Origin of the sequence: Chryseobacterium sp. IT-36CA2 (genome assembly GCF_949767875.1) — a bacterium.
GTDB lineage: Bacteria > Bacteroidota > Bacteroidia > Flavobacteriales > Weeksellaceae > Chryseobacterium.
Map to the genome: position 1 here is coordinate 200,877 of NZ_CATKPG010000011.1, position 15,667 is coordinate 216,543.

At 29.5% G+C, this 15,667-nt stretch carries 15 protein-coding genes and 1 other RNA gene; 4 read left to right on the top strand and 12 right to left on the bottom strand.

The genetic code is table 11. From position 1 onward, the window contains the following. Window positions 1-121: 121 nt before the first annotated feature. The 11 genes from ACM6F9_RS01735 to ACM6F9_RS01785 all read right to left on the bottom strand — a co-directional run bounded on the left by ACM6F9_RS01735 (window position 122) and on the right by ACM6F9_RS01785 (window position 11,651). Window positions 122-535 carry a hypothetical protein gene (locus tag ACM6F9_RS01735; protein WP_414844135.1) on the bottom strand — a complete coding sequence of 138 codons (414 nt, stop codon included), beginning with the start codon at window positions 533-535 and terminating at the stop codon, window positions 122-124. Further along, a complete protein-coding gene (locus tag ACM6F9_RS01740; RefSeq protein ID WP_414844136.1) occupies window positions 535-1,701 on the bottom strand; it encodes a helix-turn-helix domain-containing protein in 1,167 nt (388 codons plus the stop codon). The genes ACM6F9_RS01735 and ACM6F9_RS01740 overlap by 1 nt, the downstream gene beginning before the upstream one ends. Before the next feature lie 137 nt (window positions 1,702-1,838). Further along, a complete protein-coding gene (locus tag ACM6F9_RS01745) occupies window positions 1,839-4,532 on the bottom strand; it encodes an AAA family ATPase (RefSeq protein ID WP_414844137.1) in 2,694 nt (897 codons plus the stop codon). A 69-nt stretch (window positions 4,533-4,601) separates the two neighbouring features. Next, window positions 4,602-4,805, bottom strand: a complete 204-nt coding sequence (locus tag ACM6F9_RS01750) for a hypothetical protein (protein ID WP_414844138.1) — start codon at window positions 4,803-4,805, stop codon at window positions 4,602-4,604. A gap of 16 nt (window positions 4,806-4,821) precedes the next feature. Next, entirely contained in the window at window positions 4,822-5,160 is a 339-nt protein-coding gene (locus tag ACM6F9_RS01755; protein ID WP_294216163.1) for a hypothetical protein, read from the bottom strand. Between the two features lie 2 nt (window positions 5,161-5,162). Further along, complete coding sequence (locus ACM6F9_RS01760) at window positions 5,163-5,420, bottom strand: hypothetical protein (protein ID WP_414844139.1); 258 nt, start codon at window positions 5,418-5,420, stop codon at window positions 5,163-5,165. Between the two features lie 258 nt (window positions 5,421-5,678). Beyond that, the gene (locus ACM6F9_RS01765; protein ID WP_414844140.1) at window positions 5,679-6,125 is read right to left on the bottom strand and encodes a hypothetical protein; all 447 of its coding nucleotides are present in this window, start codon (window positions 6,123-6,125) and stop codon (window positions 5,679-5,681) included. A 16-nt stretch (window positions 6,126-6,141) separates the two neighbouring features. Continuing rightward, on the bottom strand, window positions 6,142-7,134 hold the full coding sequence (locus ACM6F9_RS01770; protein WP_414844141.1) for a hypothetical protein: 993 nt from the start codon (window positions 7,132-7,134) through the stop codon (window positions 6,142-6,144). A 1-nt stretch (window position 7,135) separates the two neighbouring features. Then, window positions 7,136-7,537 carry a hypothetical protein gene (locus ACM6F9_RS01775; RefSeq protein WP_414844142.1) on the bottom strand — a complete coding sequence of 134 codons (402 nt, stop codon included), beginning with the start codon at window positions 7,535-7,537 and terminating at the stop codon, window positions 7,136-7,138. A 650-nt stretch (window positions 7,538-8,187) separates the two neighbouring features. Further along, window positions 8,188-9,120, bottom strand: coding sequence for a hypothetical protein (locus tag ACM6F9_RS01780; RefSeq protein ID WP_414844143.1), 933 nt, complete (start codon window positions 9,118-9,120; stop codon window positions 8,188-8,190). A gap of 239 nt (window positions 9,121-9,359) precedes the next feature. Continuing rightward, window positions 9,360-11,651 carry a restriction endonuclease gene (locus ACM6F9_RS01785; RefSeq protein ID WP_414844144.1) on the bottom strand — a complete coding sequence of 764 codons (2,292 nt, stop codon included), beginning with the start codon at window positions 11,649-11,651 and terminating at the stop codon, window positions 9,360-9,362. A 1,200-nt stretch (window positions 11,652-12,851) separates the two neighbouring features. On the opposite strand from ACM6F9_RS01785, the gene ACM6F9_RS01790 reads away from it, so the two are divergent. Then, a complete protein-coding gene (locus ACM6F9_RS01790) occupies window positions 12,852-13,376 on the top strand; it encodes an antirestriction protein ArdA (protein ID WP_414844145.1) in 525 nt (174 codons plus the stop codon). 157 nt (window positions 13,377-13,533) lie between these two features. On the opposite strand, the gene ssrA is transcribed toward ACM6F9_RS01790, so the two are convergent. Beyond that, window positions 13,534-13,935, bottom strand: a transfer-messenger RNA (tmRNA) gene (gene ssrA / locus ACM6F9_RS01795). Between the two features lie 269 nt (window positions 13,936-14,204). Between ssrA and rpsU the strand changes: the two genes are divergently transcribed. The 3 genes from rpsU to ACM6F9_RS01810 all read left to right on the top strand — a co-directional run bounded on the left by rpsU (window position 14,205) and on the right by ACM6F9_RS01810 (window position 15,655). Further along, on the top strand, window positions 14,205-14,402 hold the full coding sequence (rpsU, locus tag ACM6F9_RS01800) for a 30S ribosomal protein S21 (protein WP_045501128.1): 198 nt from the start codon (window positions 14,205-14,207) through the stop codon (window positions 14,400-14,402). A gap of 78 nt (window positions 14,403-14,480) precedes the next feature. Then, on the top strand, window positions 14,481-15,368 hold the full coding sequence (locus ACM6F9_RS01805; protein ID WP_414845091.1) for a tyrosine-type recombinase/integrase: 888 nt from the start codon (window positions 14,481-14,483) through the stop codon (window positions 15,366-15,368). Then, window positions 15,365-15,655, top strand: a complete 291-nt coding sequence (locus ACM6F9_RS01810; RefSeq protein ID WP_034693158.1) for an HPF/RaiA family ribosome-associated protein — start codon at window positions 15,365-15,367, stop codon at window positions 15,653-15,655. Before ACM6F9_RS01805 ends, ACM6F9_RS01810 begins: the two co-directional genes overlap by 4 nt. Window positions 15,656-15,667: the final 12 nt, after the last annotated feature.

Sequence of the window (15,667 nt, forward strand, 5' to 3'; positions counted from 1 at the left end):
TAGTAAAGTTTAATTATTTTAATTTTGAGGTCTCAAGTTCAAGAAGAAAAATAATTATTCTTCAGTAAAAGTCTAATTTCTTAACCGTATTTTAGGCTTTTTCTTTTTTATTACTGTGGTTCTATACTATTTTCATACTGTTTAAAAAGTTTATTCTTTCTTGTTCGACATTAATTACCTTTAATGCGGTATCAATCTCATATACAACTATATTGAAGGTCTTGGCGAAATCTGCTAGCTTCTCGCAATGAGTTACTAAAGGTATTGAGTTTTGTTTTGCATAAAAAACAGATGATAATTCTGTTACCGCAAAATTTGTATTTCGATGTGTATTGAAGAATGTATAAAAGTCATTTGCTAGTTCAAATACTTCGATACAATCATCTTCTGTAAGAGCTTTTACAACTAATTTTTCTTGAGAATTAAGATAGTTCCCAATTAAATAAAAATTTGATACACAAAATTCTTTGTTTTTTAATAGTCTTAGACCCCTCATTAGGTTAAGAAGTAATATGTCACTCAATACCATCATCATTAGAAAGAGAATTTTCGGTTAATTAAATCTTCGTTAAATTGGCTAATCGAAATACCAGAAAGCTCACTTGCCATATCTTTTGAAAAAATATTTTCTCGTAATCCTTTAGCTATTAAATAATCAAATCTGCTTATTGTTTCATCTCCAAAATCACTCTCTTTATCTTTCCAAGAGTTATATAATTCTTTAAATTCGTGATATTTATTCCACGATATGAAATCTAAATTTACCATTCGTACTAAAATTGCTAAAATGGAAATTCCATATTTACTTTTGATTCTTTTCAATTCTTCTAAAGTAATACTATCAGAACTTTTATTTATATAATCACTAAGTGCTTCACTAGGTAAAAGCATGGCTCCTGCAAAATAGTTGCAAAAATGTTCTATATTTTCATCGTTTTCGTTAAATCTCAAAAGTAGATGGGATAATTCATGCAAGATGGTAAATCTTCGTCGCGCAATATCAGTATTAGCAATATTTATTACAATAATTGGTGTGTTTTTCTCCCAACAAGAAAATCCTGCAAAACCTTCATCTTCTTCAATTTCGAAAATTTTAATACCTAAATCCTCTAAGAAATTTACTAAATTATAAATTGGCGTATTCTCGAATTTCCATTTTTTCCTTAAAATTATAGCAGCTTCCTCAATCTGCTCTTTGCGAGTAATAACTTCAAACTTTTTTAATGGATTTTGAAAAACTATGCTTTCGTTCATCAATTTTTCCAATTTACAATAAGCTGGATATTTGATATGTAAAATATCTCCTAAAATTACTCTCTTTTCAAAAGATTTTACATCTAAAATTTTATACCCCTCTCTAAATTCAATATTACGCAAAACAAATTCGTCAGAGTTATAATCAGTTTCCTGTATTATATCCGTAATACTTACTCCTAATGCTGTTGATAATTGAAACAATTGAGACGATTTTATTTCTCTTGCTCCATCCTCAAACTTTTGAATATAGGATTTAGAGAAATTAGCACGTACAGCAAGGTCTTCTTGTGAAAGTCCTTTTTGCATTCTTAGCTCTTTTATTCTATTTCCGATGTTCATTGTAATTATTTTTTTCAAAGGTAATAAAAAAAACACACAAAAAATAAAAATTTTAGAAAAAAAATAAAAATTTGTGTGTTTTTCTAGAAGGCTAAATACTTTCATCTAAATATTTTTTGAAAACCTTTCATTAGTAGCAAGCAATCGAATTTAGTGTAATTGAATTTCAATACTTGCATAATGAAATTATTCTAGATTTTAAATAAATACCTAAATTTTATATAACTACAGCATTGTTTAATCTATAAATTATATTTAGATTTAAGCAAAGAAAAATCTCTTTTATTAAATTTTGTTTCAAAACTTTCAATAACCTTTTTTTCAGTTTCTGGAGACCAATATATTTTCAATTCTTCTTTTGCTCTTGTTATTGCTGTATAAAAAATATTATGAGAAATTAATTCTTCAATTTCCTCTGAAATCACAATTTTCACAGAATTATATTCTAATCCTTGAGCTTTATGAATTGAAACTGCATAAGCTACCTGAAATGGTACAACATTGCCTGAATCATCATCATCATTATCTGTACTCTTATAACTATCAACCCTAAAACGAATAATCGAGTTACCATTTTTAGCATTTTCCAAAAGCTCAAAATCATAATATTCGACATCAAATTCATTGAGGACAAGATTTATTTCAATATCAAATTGTATTTCATTTTCAAGTAACTCAATATGTAAAATCTTACCTTTAAGGTTGTTGTATATCAAAGGAGAGAATCTTCCTGACTCATTAAAGATTATTGGGTCATTAACTTTATAAGTGTGAGTCCCCCAAATAAATGGTGTATTATTATTGCTATCTTGTAAAAATGAATTTATATTATTTATACCATAAAGTCCATCGTAGTTTAAACAAAGTATTATTTCATCTTCTTGAGTGTTTTCGAAAATTGAGTTATCTAAAGTTGTGACATAATTGTTTCTTGTCAATGTTTCCAGAATATTTTCGTCAATATTTCTTACCCTTTCCCAAAGTGTTAATAAGTTTTTATTACTACTCCTGTAGGGTGTTTGTAACTCAAAGATTGAAGATTTCGGAATGAAATATTTTACCAGGTTAAACCAATTCCCAAATAAGATTGATTCAATCTGAAAAATGTCCCCTACTAAAATTATTAATCGGAATTTTGCTTTATTAATAATCTTCAACATATCCGAATTGCTTACTGTACTGCACTCATCAATGATTAACAAATCATAATCCGAACTACTCCAATAAAATTTCGTTATAGTTTGGAATGAACAATTCGCCACATTTATTTTTCGTTTTAAATTATCTACTGCTGGGTTTGTATTTGCTAAATAAAGTTTTTTTTCTGTAACAAAAAAATTTGAAATGTGATTAATCATTGTGGACTTTCCTGTTCCAGCAGAACCGTAAATTAGAGCAATTCTTGAATATTCAAACATTTCTTTAAGGGCTGTTTCTTTTTCCTCACAATCAATTTTGTAGGCAGAAGAGTTAAGCCAAGAGTTAATAGAATTTGTATAATTCTTAATTCCGCTTGTAGAAATTTCTTTTAGTCTTTTTACAATTTCAACAGTTGTGGTTTCATAATTAACTATGTATAAATGAGATTTATATATTTCAATTTTTCGATGCCCATGTGTTTTATATAAGTTTTTGTTCCATTTTTCAACTAGTTCTTTAATATTTTCAAAGTTTTCTATTTCCTTGATTGATGTATATAATTGACCTTTATATTCAGTATTGTTTTTAATATGTCTTGCTAAAAGTTCGTGTTGTCTATCTTCAACATTGATAGTTGCAAATAAGTCATTTAATTTGGGGTTATGGTTAATTAATGCAGAATTATAAGGCATTTGGTCAAATGGTATACAACCATACTCTAAATTTAGATTTGATAGTATTGAACAAGAAGAGTTTATATACTGCTTTTTGATTATTTTATTATTAAGTCTAAGAAGTAAATATCTAAGGACATTATGACCATTTAATTTTTTCTCACTCATTATTCTGCAATAATCTAATAATCGGAATATATGTGAAACTTGTGCTTTTTCGATTATCTTCGTTTTTAATTGAGAATAATACCATTTGTCTAAATCTATAATCTCAATTAAATTAAAACCTGTTTCCGTCATGTATCTCATTAATTCATAAGAATCCTTTCCGCTACTATTAACATTTACCCCAAGTATTTTTGAAAAGTTATTTATTTCACAAGGTCTTATAGATACCTCCCATTTATCAATAATTTGAATAGGCATTTTTTTGCCTAAAATTTTTATACTTCCTTTACTAATTGATAATTTAACGGCATAATTATCTAAAATATCTTCTTTAGTAAATGCTATAATTCTGTCAAATTTACTTGCATTATCATTAGCTCTTCTAAAAGTTACTTCGTAATAGATTTCCTTGTTCACAAAAAATGGTTTTATTTTTTGAATATAGAATCTATCTTTATATGGAATATCTGTTCTATATTTTGCAGATTGATTTATAACTATAGAAATCTTTTCATAATATTCTTGTAAATTAGAATCCGTTTGAATTGGAAAATTATCAATATTATTAAGAGTTTCTATGTTGTATGTGTCTTTGAGAAAAATTCTAATTTTTAAGAGATATTCATAGTATTTAAGCATTAATCTCTCTGAACTTTCTTCATTTAATGTATAATGTGAAGCTGATATTTGTAACAGTTTATGCAATCTCGATAAAAATTTTAAATCCCCCCTCGCTTTAATATATTCAATAGCATCCTTTATATTTTCATAAGTATTGTTTACTTTTGCTTTTCTAGCTTCTTCTAGAACTTTTAGCGCTATATGTTCTACAAAGTTTCTAAGTTGAGATAAAATATTTTGGGATAATAATCCTCTTTCTGAAGAGTCAAATTTTTCAATATTTTTACAAATTGTTGTATCGATATCAATAATATGAGAATTTAAATCATTCATGGTAAATATTAGTTAGTTTAAGAATAGAAAATAACCTTGACAAATTGCCAAGGCTGTTGTTAAAAATATTTATAATTTTTCTTTTATTCTGTGCAGTAATAGTTCCAATTCTTTACGATTTAAATCAATATGTACCGAGCCTTTATCCGTATTAGTAATTATTTGGAAATAATCGGGTGTTTTTTGAATTACTGAAAAATCTACGTCACAATTTAGAGTTTCATGTGCTTTAAAGTCAGGCTTTTCTAAATTAACTATAATAATTTTACTCATAACTTTTTTGGGAATTTTAAAGGTTTCTAAAAATATCAATAATTTGTTGGTAAGTAGAAGAGTTGTTAAAAGACGCTAAAATGTTTCCAGTATGCGTTCTGTTTTTTAGCTCGATTTCTTCTGTCCCGTGATTATACGTCAATACATATTTATTTTCTCCAATATGAAACCAAATCATATTGGCAGGCCTTCCAGCATATTCCCTCACAGCTATTTCTCCGTCTGCTCTCCAAATGATTGCTCCTAACAATGCAAGTGATACTCCCTCAACATTTCCTGCGTGATGATTGGCTCTACCTAACACACCTTGTAAATACGTTTGCAACGCATCAATCGAATTTATTGTTAATGCCATAATTAATTTTCTAAGTAGATAATATCGGATTCATCTTGTACGTTAAAGACATTCACAAATTTATTGTTTTCGTCTCTTCTCATAATTAAAATTTGATTTGCAGAAGCCTTAATTCCGCCGTGTTCTATTACTCGGAGAACTTCTCCCTTATCAAGAAAATTCTTTAGAAAATCTCCAATTTCATGGTCCTGAAGTTCTCTACTTTCTAATAAATAGTAGTGGTTATTGTCTTCCGCTCCTTTGAGTTTGATTTTTTTCATGATAGTTTATTTGAAGTGTCAATATCGTTAAAATTTTTTATTTAGCTATCCGTATTTTCCCTGTTTTTTTTTCTTTAAACTTCCCGATTAGAGTGGTTAGAAAGGTTTGAGAGGGATTTAGAGTAGGTAATATTTGATATAAATTAGTAGTGTGTATTGGTACTATGTAGCAGATTTTTTGTTAATCTTCCAGTTTGTCGGTATTTATCTAGATAAAAACATAAGCCTCAACCCGTAAGGGTCAAGGCTCTGCTTTTACTACATTTTTACTAAGTCAAACCATGTTCCGTTACTGTTGTCTTTCCACTGAATCTGAGTTGCTGAAACTTTCCTGAACTCAAAACTTTGTGTTGTGGTTGTGATGTTGTATTTAACTGTAAAGTTATACTGTGTACCACTGTTAACAGTTTCGTCAACACTTCCACCGTTCGGACTTGATTTGATTGTTCCCGTTATGCTCTGTTCGCTTACACCTGTTACAAGTAGTATAAAATCATCTGTTGTAAACTTGTATAGCTTGTTTGAGGTTGTTCCATTAGTCACGCCCCAGGTTCCCTGAATCCACGCAGGGGGATGAAAATATTGGGTTGTTGCAGGATTTGTTTGCTGTGTGTTGTTATCATCGTTATTGTTGCTAGAGCAATTTACGGTTACTAATGATAATGTAGCGGTTAGCGATAATGCTAGGAATAATTGTTTTTTCATAATTGAAATTTTGATGTTAATTATAGTTTTGGTTATTTCTTTTCTGTTCTTCAACCCACATTTCATGCTCCATTTGTAGCTGTCGGGCTTGTTCGTGTTCTTCGGGTGTAATGCTTTTCCATTCTCGGATAATCTGCTCCTGTTCTTCTTTGGTCAAGGTTTTTGGAGTAGATGCTTGATTATTAGATACGGTGGTGTTACGGATTTTAGAGATTCGTTCTTTTTCCTGACTTGCTTCTGCATAGCTGTCAAAACGCATCATGTATCTTTCAAGAATGTTTTTGTCAAACAGATATACGTTGCATTTAGCCTGTGTATCATCTAAAATCATGTATTCCTCATCCGTGCTAATGTTATAAGGTGTGTTAAAAATTCCTGTTACAATTACAGATTCTTTTCCGAAGTATTTATCTTTCACCTTGAAGACTAAAAACGAATGTTTTACGGCTGTTCTGGGTGTGTTTTGATGTATCGTTGTATTTGTGTTATTTGAGCTGATTTTTGCTGTGTCTATGGGTATTATACAGCGTCCGATTGGTTCTTGTTTAGTTTTGTCACAACTGATACCTAATATTGGCAGAATCAGAATCAAAACCTTTAGACGGTATCTTTTAAAAAACAGTGCGATGAGTGTGTATGCTAACCAAAACAACAGGAGATATTTGTAGTCGCTAAAAACAGATTTTGCATACAATACGCCCTTGTTAGAATAACTTTTAAACTCAGAATCATACAGTAGCTCACTGCACATCATTCCGTTTGTCGGTAAATCTATTTTAGTTCCAAAAGGTGTTGTTTGATATAATGTAGCTACTAGCGTTGTTGTCGGGTCGTATGTTCCACTTAAAATAAGTTTTCCGTTACTATCAATATTCGGGATATTCAAATTAGGAATATATGAGAATGTACTGAAATGCTCGATTGCAAAAACTGTTAAAAAAGATAGTACAAAACCTATCAATACTGATTTAGGTATGTTTTTGTCAACTTGAATAGTTTTCTTTTCCATCTTAATAATATTCAGCTAATCCATCGTTATCCATAACAATAATTTTCTTGTAATCCTGAGAAACAAATACGTAAATGTTCTGTTTTGAATTAGTATTGTAGTAAAGTGATTGTTTGAAAATTACACCTCCAATCTCCTTATATCCAGATTTTTTTATTTCAGCCGCCCAATATGCTTCATTATTGTTATTATAAACTGTAAAAAGTTGAGTTGCTTTCCCATCGGTAGACACTTCAAAATAAAACTTGTAATTGGATGTCTCGTCTGCAATAAGTTTGTATTGAGTTTGTCCGTAGCTGTCCGTGTATTTTATACTTTCCTTTCGGTGACTGAAATAATAGTTTTGGGCAAAACATAGTGTTCCTAAGAGTGTTAATACTCCAGATAATAATAGTTTTTTCATAGTGATTTTGTATCACTCGAGCCTAAAGTGTGGTTTTGTTTTGATTGTATAATAGAAAAAGGACGTAGGCTCGTAACTCTTATTTATTACTGAGGTTCTGGTAAACCTGTGATGTAAATAAGCGAAACCCACGCCCCGTAATATATGGACGTGAGCGTTCAACTTATCATTCTGCATCACATTTTGAATTTACCAGATTCCAGTAACAGAATAATTATTAACGCTTTTTCGTTGTCGATAAAATTTGAGATACGAAGATATGAATTTTTGTAATTATGTGATAGTTTATTTTTTGTGGAAACTGCTCGTGCATCATCACCCACAAAAAAGAGACTCTTATCAAAGTCTCTTCTATCTCTATATTTTTCCGATAAACCTATAATTGCAGAAAAGCTAACGAGGCTGAAGTTAGCCGAAGGGTTCAACAGGATTTTCGTTGTTGGCTTTGCAAGCTCAACGGAAAAAGTACTGGTGAAGTTCGGTAAAATTGGATGAAAAGTTCAATTTTAGACCAAACGTAGCCGACATTTTTTCCATGAAACTAACTACTAAAAATCTGTGGAATGGAAAAATAGCGGCTAAAAAAGTGGAGTAGTCAATTTTTCCCTTAATCCCGCATTTTGCCAATACAATGTTAGCTGCAGGTGTATCTATTTTCCTATGATTTCATATATTTTAGTTTTTTGAAAATCAGTTTCACTTATTTTCCAATTGGTTAAATAATGCTTCCAATTATTTTTTATTTGTTCAATTTCTTCTTCAGATAAAATACTTACAACATTTTCATCATTGAAAAAATTTAATAAATGATGTTTTGCAAGTAATTGTACGTAAATTGAAATGGTTAAAAAGTTTTGATTTTTTTTGATATATTCTTTTAATTCACTTTTTATTTGGTCATATTCAAAAAAAGAGCAAGATTTAATTGCATAATAAATTAGAATATTCTTTTCATCAACATCTCTTAACTGTTGTTTAAAATAATTGAAGACATTTTCATTTTTTTGGTTTGATATAGTATTATATAATTGACCTCTTGTTGTATCATCAATATCGTTTTTATTATTGAGATAATTTATTATTCCAAAAATTTGTTTGTCTGAAATACCTAAATGATAATTTAATGATAAAAAATTAACAGCTGTATTTCTAACAGCTAAATCATCATTACTTAAATTTTCGATTGCATTATCAATTTCTCTTTCTTTATTATCCTTTAAATAATCATTGAATTTTTTTTCTGAGTTTTTTTCGAAATCTTCTAATGCTTTTTGTGAAGGTTTTATTCCAAATTGATATGTTAGGATAGGAAGTATAACGCCAATTAGTGCAAAAATAATTGTAATTACAGTATATAATGTTCCAAAAGAGGATATTAAAGAATTTTGATTTGATATTGTTTCGGTAGCTTGTTTAATCCTTTCGTCAAGTATTTCTAATTTCTTTTCATTTTGAACCTTTATTAATGAATCAACCTTTTTATTTAAGGTTTCAATTTTATTAGAATCTGTAATTTTTGTTTGTTGAGAATTAAAAAAAAATAGTGGAAAAAAAATCATGAAAATTGTAGTAAATTTCTTCATTATTTGGTTATAGTTTGATTACACTTACAGCTAACGGACCGCGCGGCTTGGCGAAGTATGGGCTTGAATTGAGCGAAAGTTCAATTCAGACCGAAACGTAGCCAAAGCTGTGAGCCTTGTGGTAAATTTAATAAAAAAACAAAAGCAAACAGCTTTTGACGGCTAAAAGGCGAGAAGTTCAATTTTGCACTTAACCCCGCATTTTGCAAAGCCGATGGTATAGGCAATTTTTTAAGTAATTAACGTTCAAATATTGCATCGATATCATCTTCACTTGAACCTCCAAAATAAAAACCACCGTGACTATCACGGTCATAGTCTGGCTCATAATTTTCTAAAAATCTATTTACCTTTGAATCTATATCAATACTTGATAATATGTCTGATGTGGAAAAAGAAATTTTATCGAGTATATTTTCATTAAAGCCATCTAAGAATGAATCAAGATTTTGTCTAATCTCATCTTCGATACCGTTTATGTCAACATCTGGTTCATAATAACCATCATAATAGCTGTAAGAATTTGTGATATGTTTAGAATAATCAATATCCAAATCATTATCATTAACAATACTTTGTAAGTATTTATCGAGTAAAATATTAATTTGCATAAGGATATTTTCATCATCAATATCATTTTCATCAACAAAATCTAATAATCTTTTTAATGTATCTTCATCATATACATCATCAATAAAACCATAAAGAAATTCGAAATTTTGAAATTTAATTTTGGGCTCAAATTCTGTTAAAATGAATAATAATTCCCATAATCTCTCACCACTAGGTTTATCCGCAGTTATTATAATATTTAAAAAGGTTTCTAATCTTTTATTGATTGCATCATTAAAAATGTCAATAGAACTTAGGGCAATTAAAAAATCCCAATCTTCATCATTAAGTTTACTTTCATAAAAGAAATCAAAAAGATTTTCGAGTATTCTACTTTTATAAACTTTGTTAATTTTGTTATTCCTCAATAAAGTATGTAAATAATCGATTGATACTTGTGAATTTAATGATTTAAAAATATTACAAATTAAATCAATTTCATTTGAGTACGCACCTAAAACAAAATCTGCAATAGAAGGATTAAATAGAACATATTCATATTTTTCGTTTCCAATTTGATTTCTATTTAATAATGATTTTGTAGCTAGTTTTCTTACAGATTCAAAACTTTTATCAGAATTGTCTCCGAAATTTAAAAGGTGTATTCTTAGATATGTATTATAAGAATCTCTCAAATATTCTTCAGATATTTTACCGTTATTAAAAACGGTTAAAAATGTAAGAGTTCTTACAAAATCATCAGTTTGATTTTGAAAATATCCTTCCCAGATAACTTCTGGCTTATTTAGACTTTGAAGAATGTATGTCCAATAGTTTTCTGATTTAGTATTACCAATAACAGAAGAATCGGTTATAAATTCAATAATTCTTGGGTTAAAATTCCTGTGCTTAATTATATCTTTGTATCCTTTATCTTTATAAATTACGTCAATGAATTGTTTTGGCAATTTTGAATGATAAATATGATTATATAAAACTTTAGCTTTATCTATATTAGTTAAATTTTCAATTGTAAGAAGAAATTCGTTATCTCTTATTTTTAAATTTTGAAAAATATGACTTAAACTATAAGCTTTATTCAAAATATTTGTTCGTGATGTAAGAATAAATTTTTTACTATTATCTTTTCTAATTCTATTAATAAATTTGACAATATGAGAATCTTTTTTATTGTTAATAGCGTCATAAATATTACTTCCTAAGAAGTCGTCACAGTAAAAAAGAATTTTTTTTTGTTCATTTTCTCGATACAAACTTTCTGCTTCGGTAATGTTTTCTTCTATATCACAAAACTCATAACCTTTTGCTGTATATAGAATTGCCAAATTATCCGCAAGAGTAGTTTTACCGATACCTGGTTCACCAGTCAGAATTATAACATTATTTTCTTCTAAGATTTTAAATGCTTTATTGTGATTTTCAGTGACAACATATCTATAAGATTTCTCTTCAATTTCTCGTATTGTGAATTGACTTCTGCCTTTTATTGCATTGTTAATTAGAATATCTAAAACACTTGTACTAGTAATCCAAAGTTTATAATTTCTTTCAACAACGTCCTGATTTTCTCTTTTAGATAGGAATGAATTTAAATCTTCTTGTCCCCAAATATCACTTTCATTTTGAATGTATGGTTTAAAAACATTTAGAATTTCTTTTTTATTTATTCTAGAAAGTGTTTTTGAGGTAATAAATATATATTTATTAGGATTTAGCTTTTTTACTTTGGCTAATTCGTCGTTTTTTAATTTTGAAATTAATTGAGAATAAGGAGTTGAAAAATAATGTTTGCATTGTATGATGCCTTCTTTCTTATCTCCAATCCAGAATCTACCATCAACGCCTCCATCTCTTCCAGACTTAAATATCTCAACTTTTAAGTTATATATTTTTTCAATTACAGATGCCGCTAAAGTTTCAAATTCTCTGTCATTTAATTTTGAGAAATCATATTCCATTTCTTTAATTAGTTTTAACCAAATTTACGGAAATTTATTCGCTATTTTTTGGACAGCTTTTTGGTAAAATTGCCTATAACTTTCAAGTTTACGCATTGCGTCAATAATAACAATAGATACTGCGCCACTTGTTTTAATCTTTATGAATCAATGTACATAATGATTTGATTTTCAATAATAACGGATGAAATTTTTTATACTTTTTTTGATTAAAAACGCACTAATGGAAATTATATCATATCTGTACTGTGAGAAACTGAGAAAAAGACTGTATCTGCAATAGTTTTATAAGTTATTATACATTCGCTGTAAACTACAAAATTTGATTCATTTTGTAAATTGTTACAAGTCTATTGTGTCTTAGGTAAGTAATCTTTACGGTTTGGTCGGGATGTAAAAAAGCTGTAATCATAGCAAGTGTACTTTTGTCAATATATATCTACCTATTTACCCCAAAACAAAAAAAGTCCCTCGATGAAACGAAAGATTTTAAGAACATAAATGATGAAAAAAAATATTTTTCTGGGATTAATATATCACCTTTGGTTGGTTCATGCAATCTTAACGTGAAATCTCTGTAAACTACTATAAATAGAGGTGTTTTCAGAGTTTCTGCTACATAGTACCTATATATCCTAAAATTATTCTACAAATTATATCACTCCCTAACTCTCTTCTAACAACTCTAAACCAACATTTCGGGTGGCTAGGGTAAACGGTTTGTGATGTTTTGCTCAATACTTAATTCAATTACGGATATACAGGGGAAATGTATAATACTTGGGTTACTATTTACACCAACCCTGTCAAATTTTTTTTTTTTTTTGCTAAAAAACACCCTCTATGCCGAGTTTCAAAATTTTTAAATAGGTATCGGCTCCCGACCTACTATACGGATTTCGCACCACCGCCAGCGAGGTTTTTTCGTTGTACCCCTGTCAAAGTTTTTTTGTTTTTCTCAGACTGTTTTTGTTTTCCTACGCTCGGAACGGTTAAAAAGTTTTTAACAACGGTTGATGTTTTGGTTAAAACATCTGTAAATCCTTGTATTTATGAGCTTTTTGTTGTATATTTATACATCTTTACAAGCTACTTTTAGCTTTGGATACAAGGTTCAATATAAAAACAAAAATGCCTAGAAGTATTGGCGTACTGCTAGGCGAATCAATAAATTTTAAATCTGACTTAAAACTTATCAACATGACAAAGTTACAAAATTGTCTTGATACTGCTAGTATCTATTGTGGCACGTATGCCAAGTATAACAACGGAAGCCTTTACGGTAAATGGTTAAACCTTTCGGACTATTCCGATTACGAAGAATTACTTACAGGAATGTATGAACTTCATTCTGACGAACAAGACCCCGAATTTATGTTTCAGGACTATGAATGTCCGATTCTGGAAAAACTAGGATTATTGAGCGAGTGCCATATATCAAAAGATATATACGATGTACTTGAACAAATCAATGATTCAGGGCATGATGTAGAGGTTTACGAAGCGTGTTTAGATTGTTTAGGAAAAATGGATTTTCAAAGCCTATACGAATATGTAAACAATTTTTATTACGGCGAGTACGAAAGTGATGAAGATTTTGTACAATGGCTTTATGAAGATGATACGTTTAATATTCCTAATTGGGTTGTTATTGATTGGGAAGCTACGGCAAGGAGTATAATGTATGATTATTTTGAAAGTAATGGACATTATTTCAAGGCTTAAAATAACTATTTTTTATATTTGTATTTATAATTAAATTGTATTCCGTTAATCAGGAGACTATGTAAAAATGTTTGGGAACAATTTCGGACACAAATAAAAAAAAGAGAAAATGTAATTATTTAGAAATAAATAATTTACAAATTCTCTTTAGCTTAAAAAGTGGAGTTGGAGGGATTCGAACCCTCGTCCAAACAAGCAATACATAAGCTTTCTACATGCTTATTCTACCATTAATTTTCGACTGAAAGCAGAGGATAGACACCCAACTACCAGCTTATCTTCTGAATTTTTCGAACTTTAGCCAAAGCTTCCAAAGCCTTATTTCCGCATTCCTATATCCCAGAATCAAACGCCGCAGAACAGAGCATTTGTGGAATATCTTGCTTCCCTACTGAAATCTTCGGGAAAACGCTTGATCTACTATACTTCGATATTAAGCTGCAAGAGCGAACTCTTCGTTGCCAGTTAAAATTTTGTAGCAAGGGATTATAGAGATCGCGCTACGGTTCTCTGCATGCTTACTTACCCATTGGTCTTGCTGTCGAAACCAGTCAACCCCATGAATAAAGTGGATGCAAAGATAATGCTTTTTGTTTACATTTCATTAATATGCGTGTTTTAAATGAGAACAAGTAATATATTGAAGGAATTGAAGTCGTTGAAGTTTGAATATGTAGTCATTGTGGATAAAAATATTATGATGTCCTAACAGCCTTTAATACTGGATTTGTTAAAAGACTTAAGGTATAATAGCGATTGTTTGTAACAATATATTTTGTGTTGTGAGAAAAAATGTTTAGTTTTGCAATCCAAAATGAGATGTAAAATATGTTAATAATTCCAGTAAAAGATGGTGAATCCATCGACAGAGCTTTAAAAAAATACAAGAGAAAATTTGATAAAACAGGAACTGTTCGTCAATTAAGATCTAGACAAGCTTTTATCAAGCCTTCTGTAACTTTGAGACAATCTAAGTTAAAAGCTGCTTACAAACAAAGAGCGCTTAGCAAAGAAGAGCAGGCTTAAGATTTTTTCTTAACCATATATTAATTCACTTCTTAAATTCTTATATTTGAGGAGTGAATTTTTATTTTTATACCTATGATGCTGGAAAAGTTTTTAGAATACTTACAATTCGAAAAAAGATATTCTCCTCATACCATTACAAGCTACAAAAAAGACCTTGAAGACTTTTCCCATTTCTATCTCCGAACAGAATCTTCCGACAATTTAGCCAAAGCAGACAAAAAAATTATCAGAAATTTTATTGTCGAACTAAGCGAAAATGATATTTCCAAGAGAAGTATCAATAGAAAATTATCTTCCCTTCGCAGTTTTTATCTTTTTCTTTTAAAAATAGGTGAAATTAAGGTTTCTCCCACTGAAGGTATCTCCTCTCTGAAATTTTATCCTGAGAAGCAAATACCTATATCTATAGAGGAAATGACGGATCTTAATGAAAGGATCTTTGAACAGGTACATGATGTACTGGAAAAATGTATTATGGAGGTGCTTTATCAGACAGGAATGCGTAAAGCTGAATTTTGTGGCCTGATATTTGAGAATGTTGACTTATATGGAAATGAATTAAAAGTAATAGGAAAAGGGAATAAAGAAAGGGTTATTCCTATTTCCAATGAATTGTCTGAACTTCTTAAAAGTTATCTGGAAATAAGAAATCCACAGACAGAATTTAAATCATATTTTTTCGTGAATAAGAAAGGGAAAAAACTCAACGAAAAATTTGTTTATGTGGTAGTTAATAAGTACCTTAGTCTTATAACAACGAAAGAAAAAAAAAGTCCTCATATCCTTCGGCATAGCTTTGCTACACACGTTTTGGATAATGGGGCGGAGATCTCCAAAGTGAAAAAAATATTAGGGCATTCCAGTCTTGCCAGTACTCAAGTCTATACGAATGCTAATATTGAACAATTGAAAAAAGTGTTTAATCAGGCTCACCCTCGAGCATCAAAAAAAGAAGAATTATGAAGATTTCAGTTCAATCAATTGGTTTAACACCACACGAACCACTAGAGTCACACATTGACAAAAAAGTAAGCAAATTGGATACCTTTTATGACAAAATTCAAGAGTGTAAGGTATTTTTAAAAGTAGAAAATAACGCTGATAAAGCTAATAAAACTGCTGAGATTATTTTGGCGGTTCCGGGAGACGATATCGTAGTAAAGAAGACATCCGCGAGTTTTGAAGAAAGTTTGGATCTTTGTGTTGATACTGCTAAAAAGCTACTAATCAAGAAAAAAGAAATGGCTTAGGAAAAAAAGTTA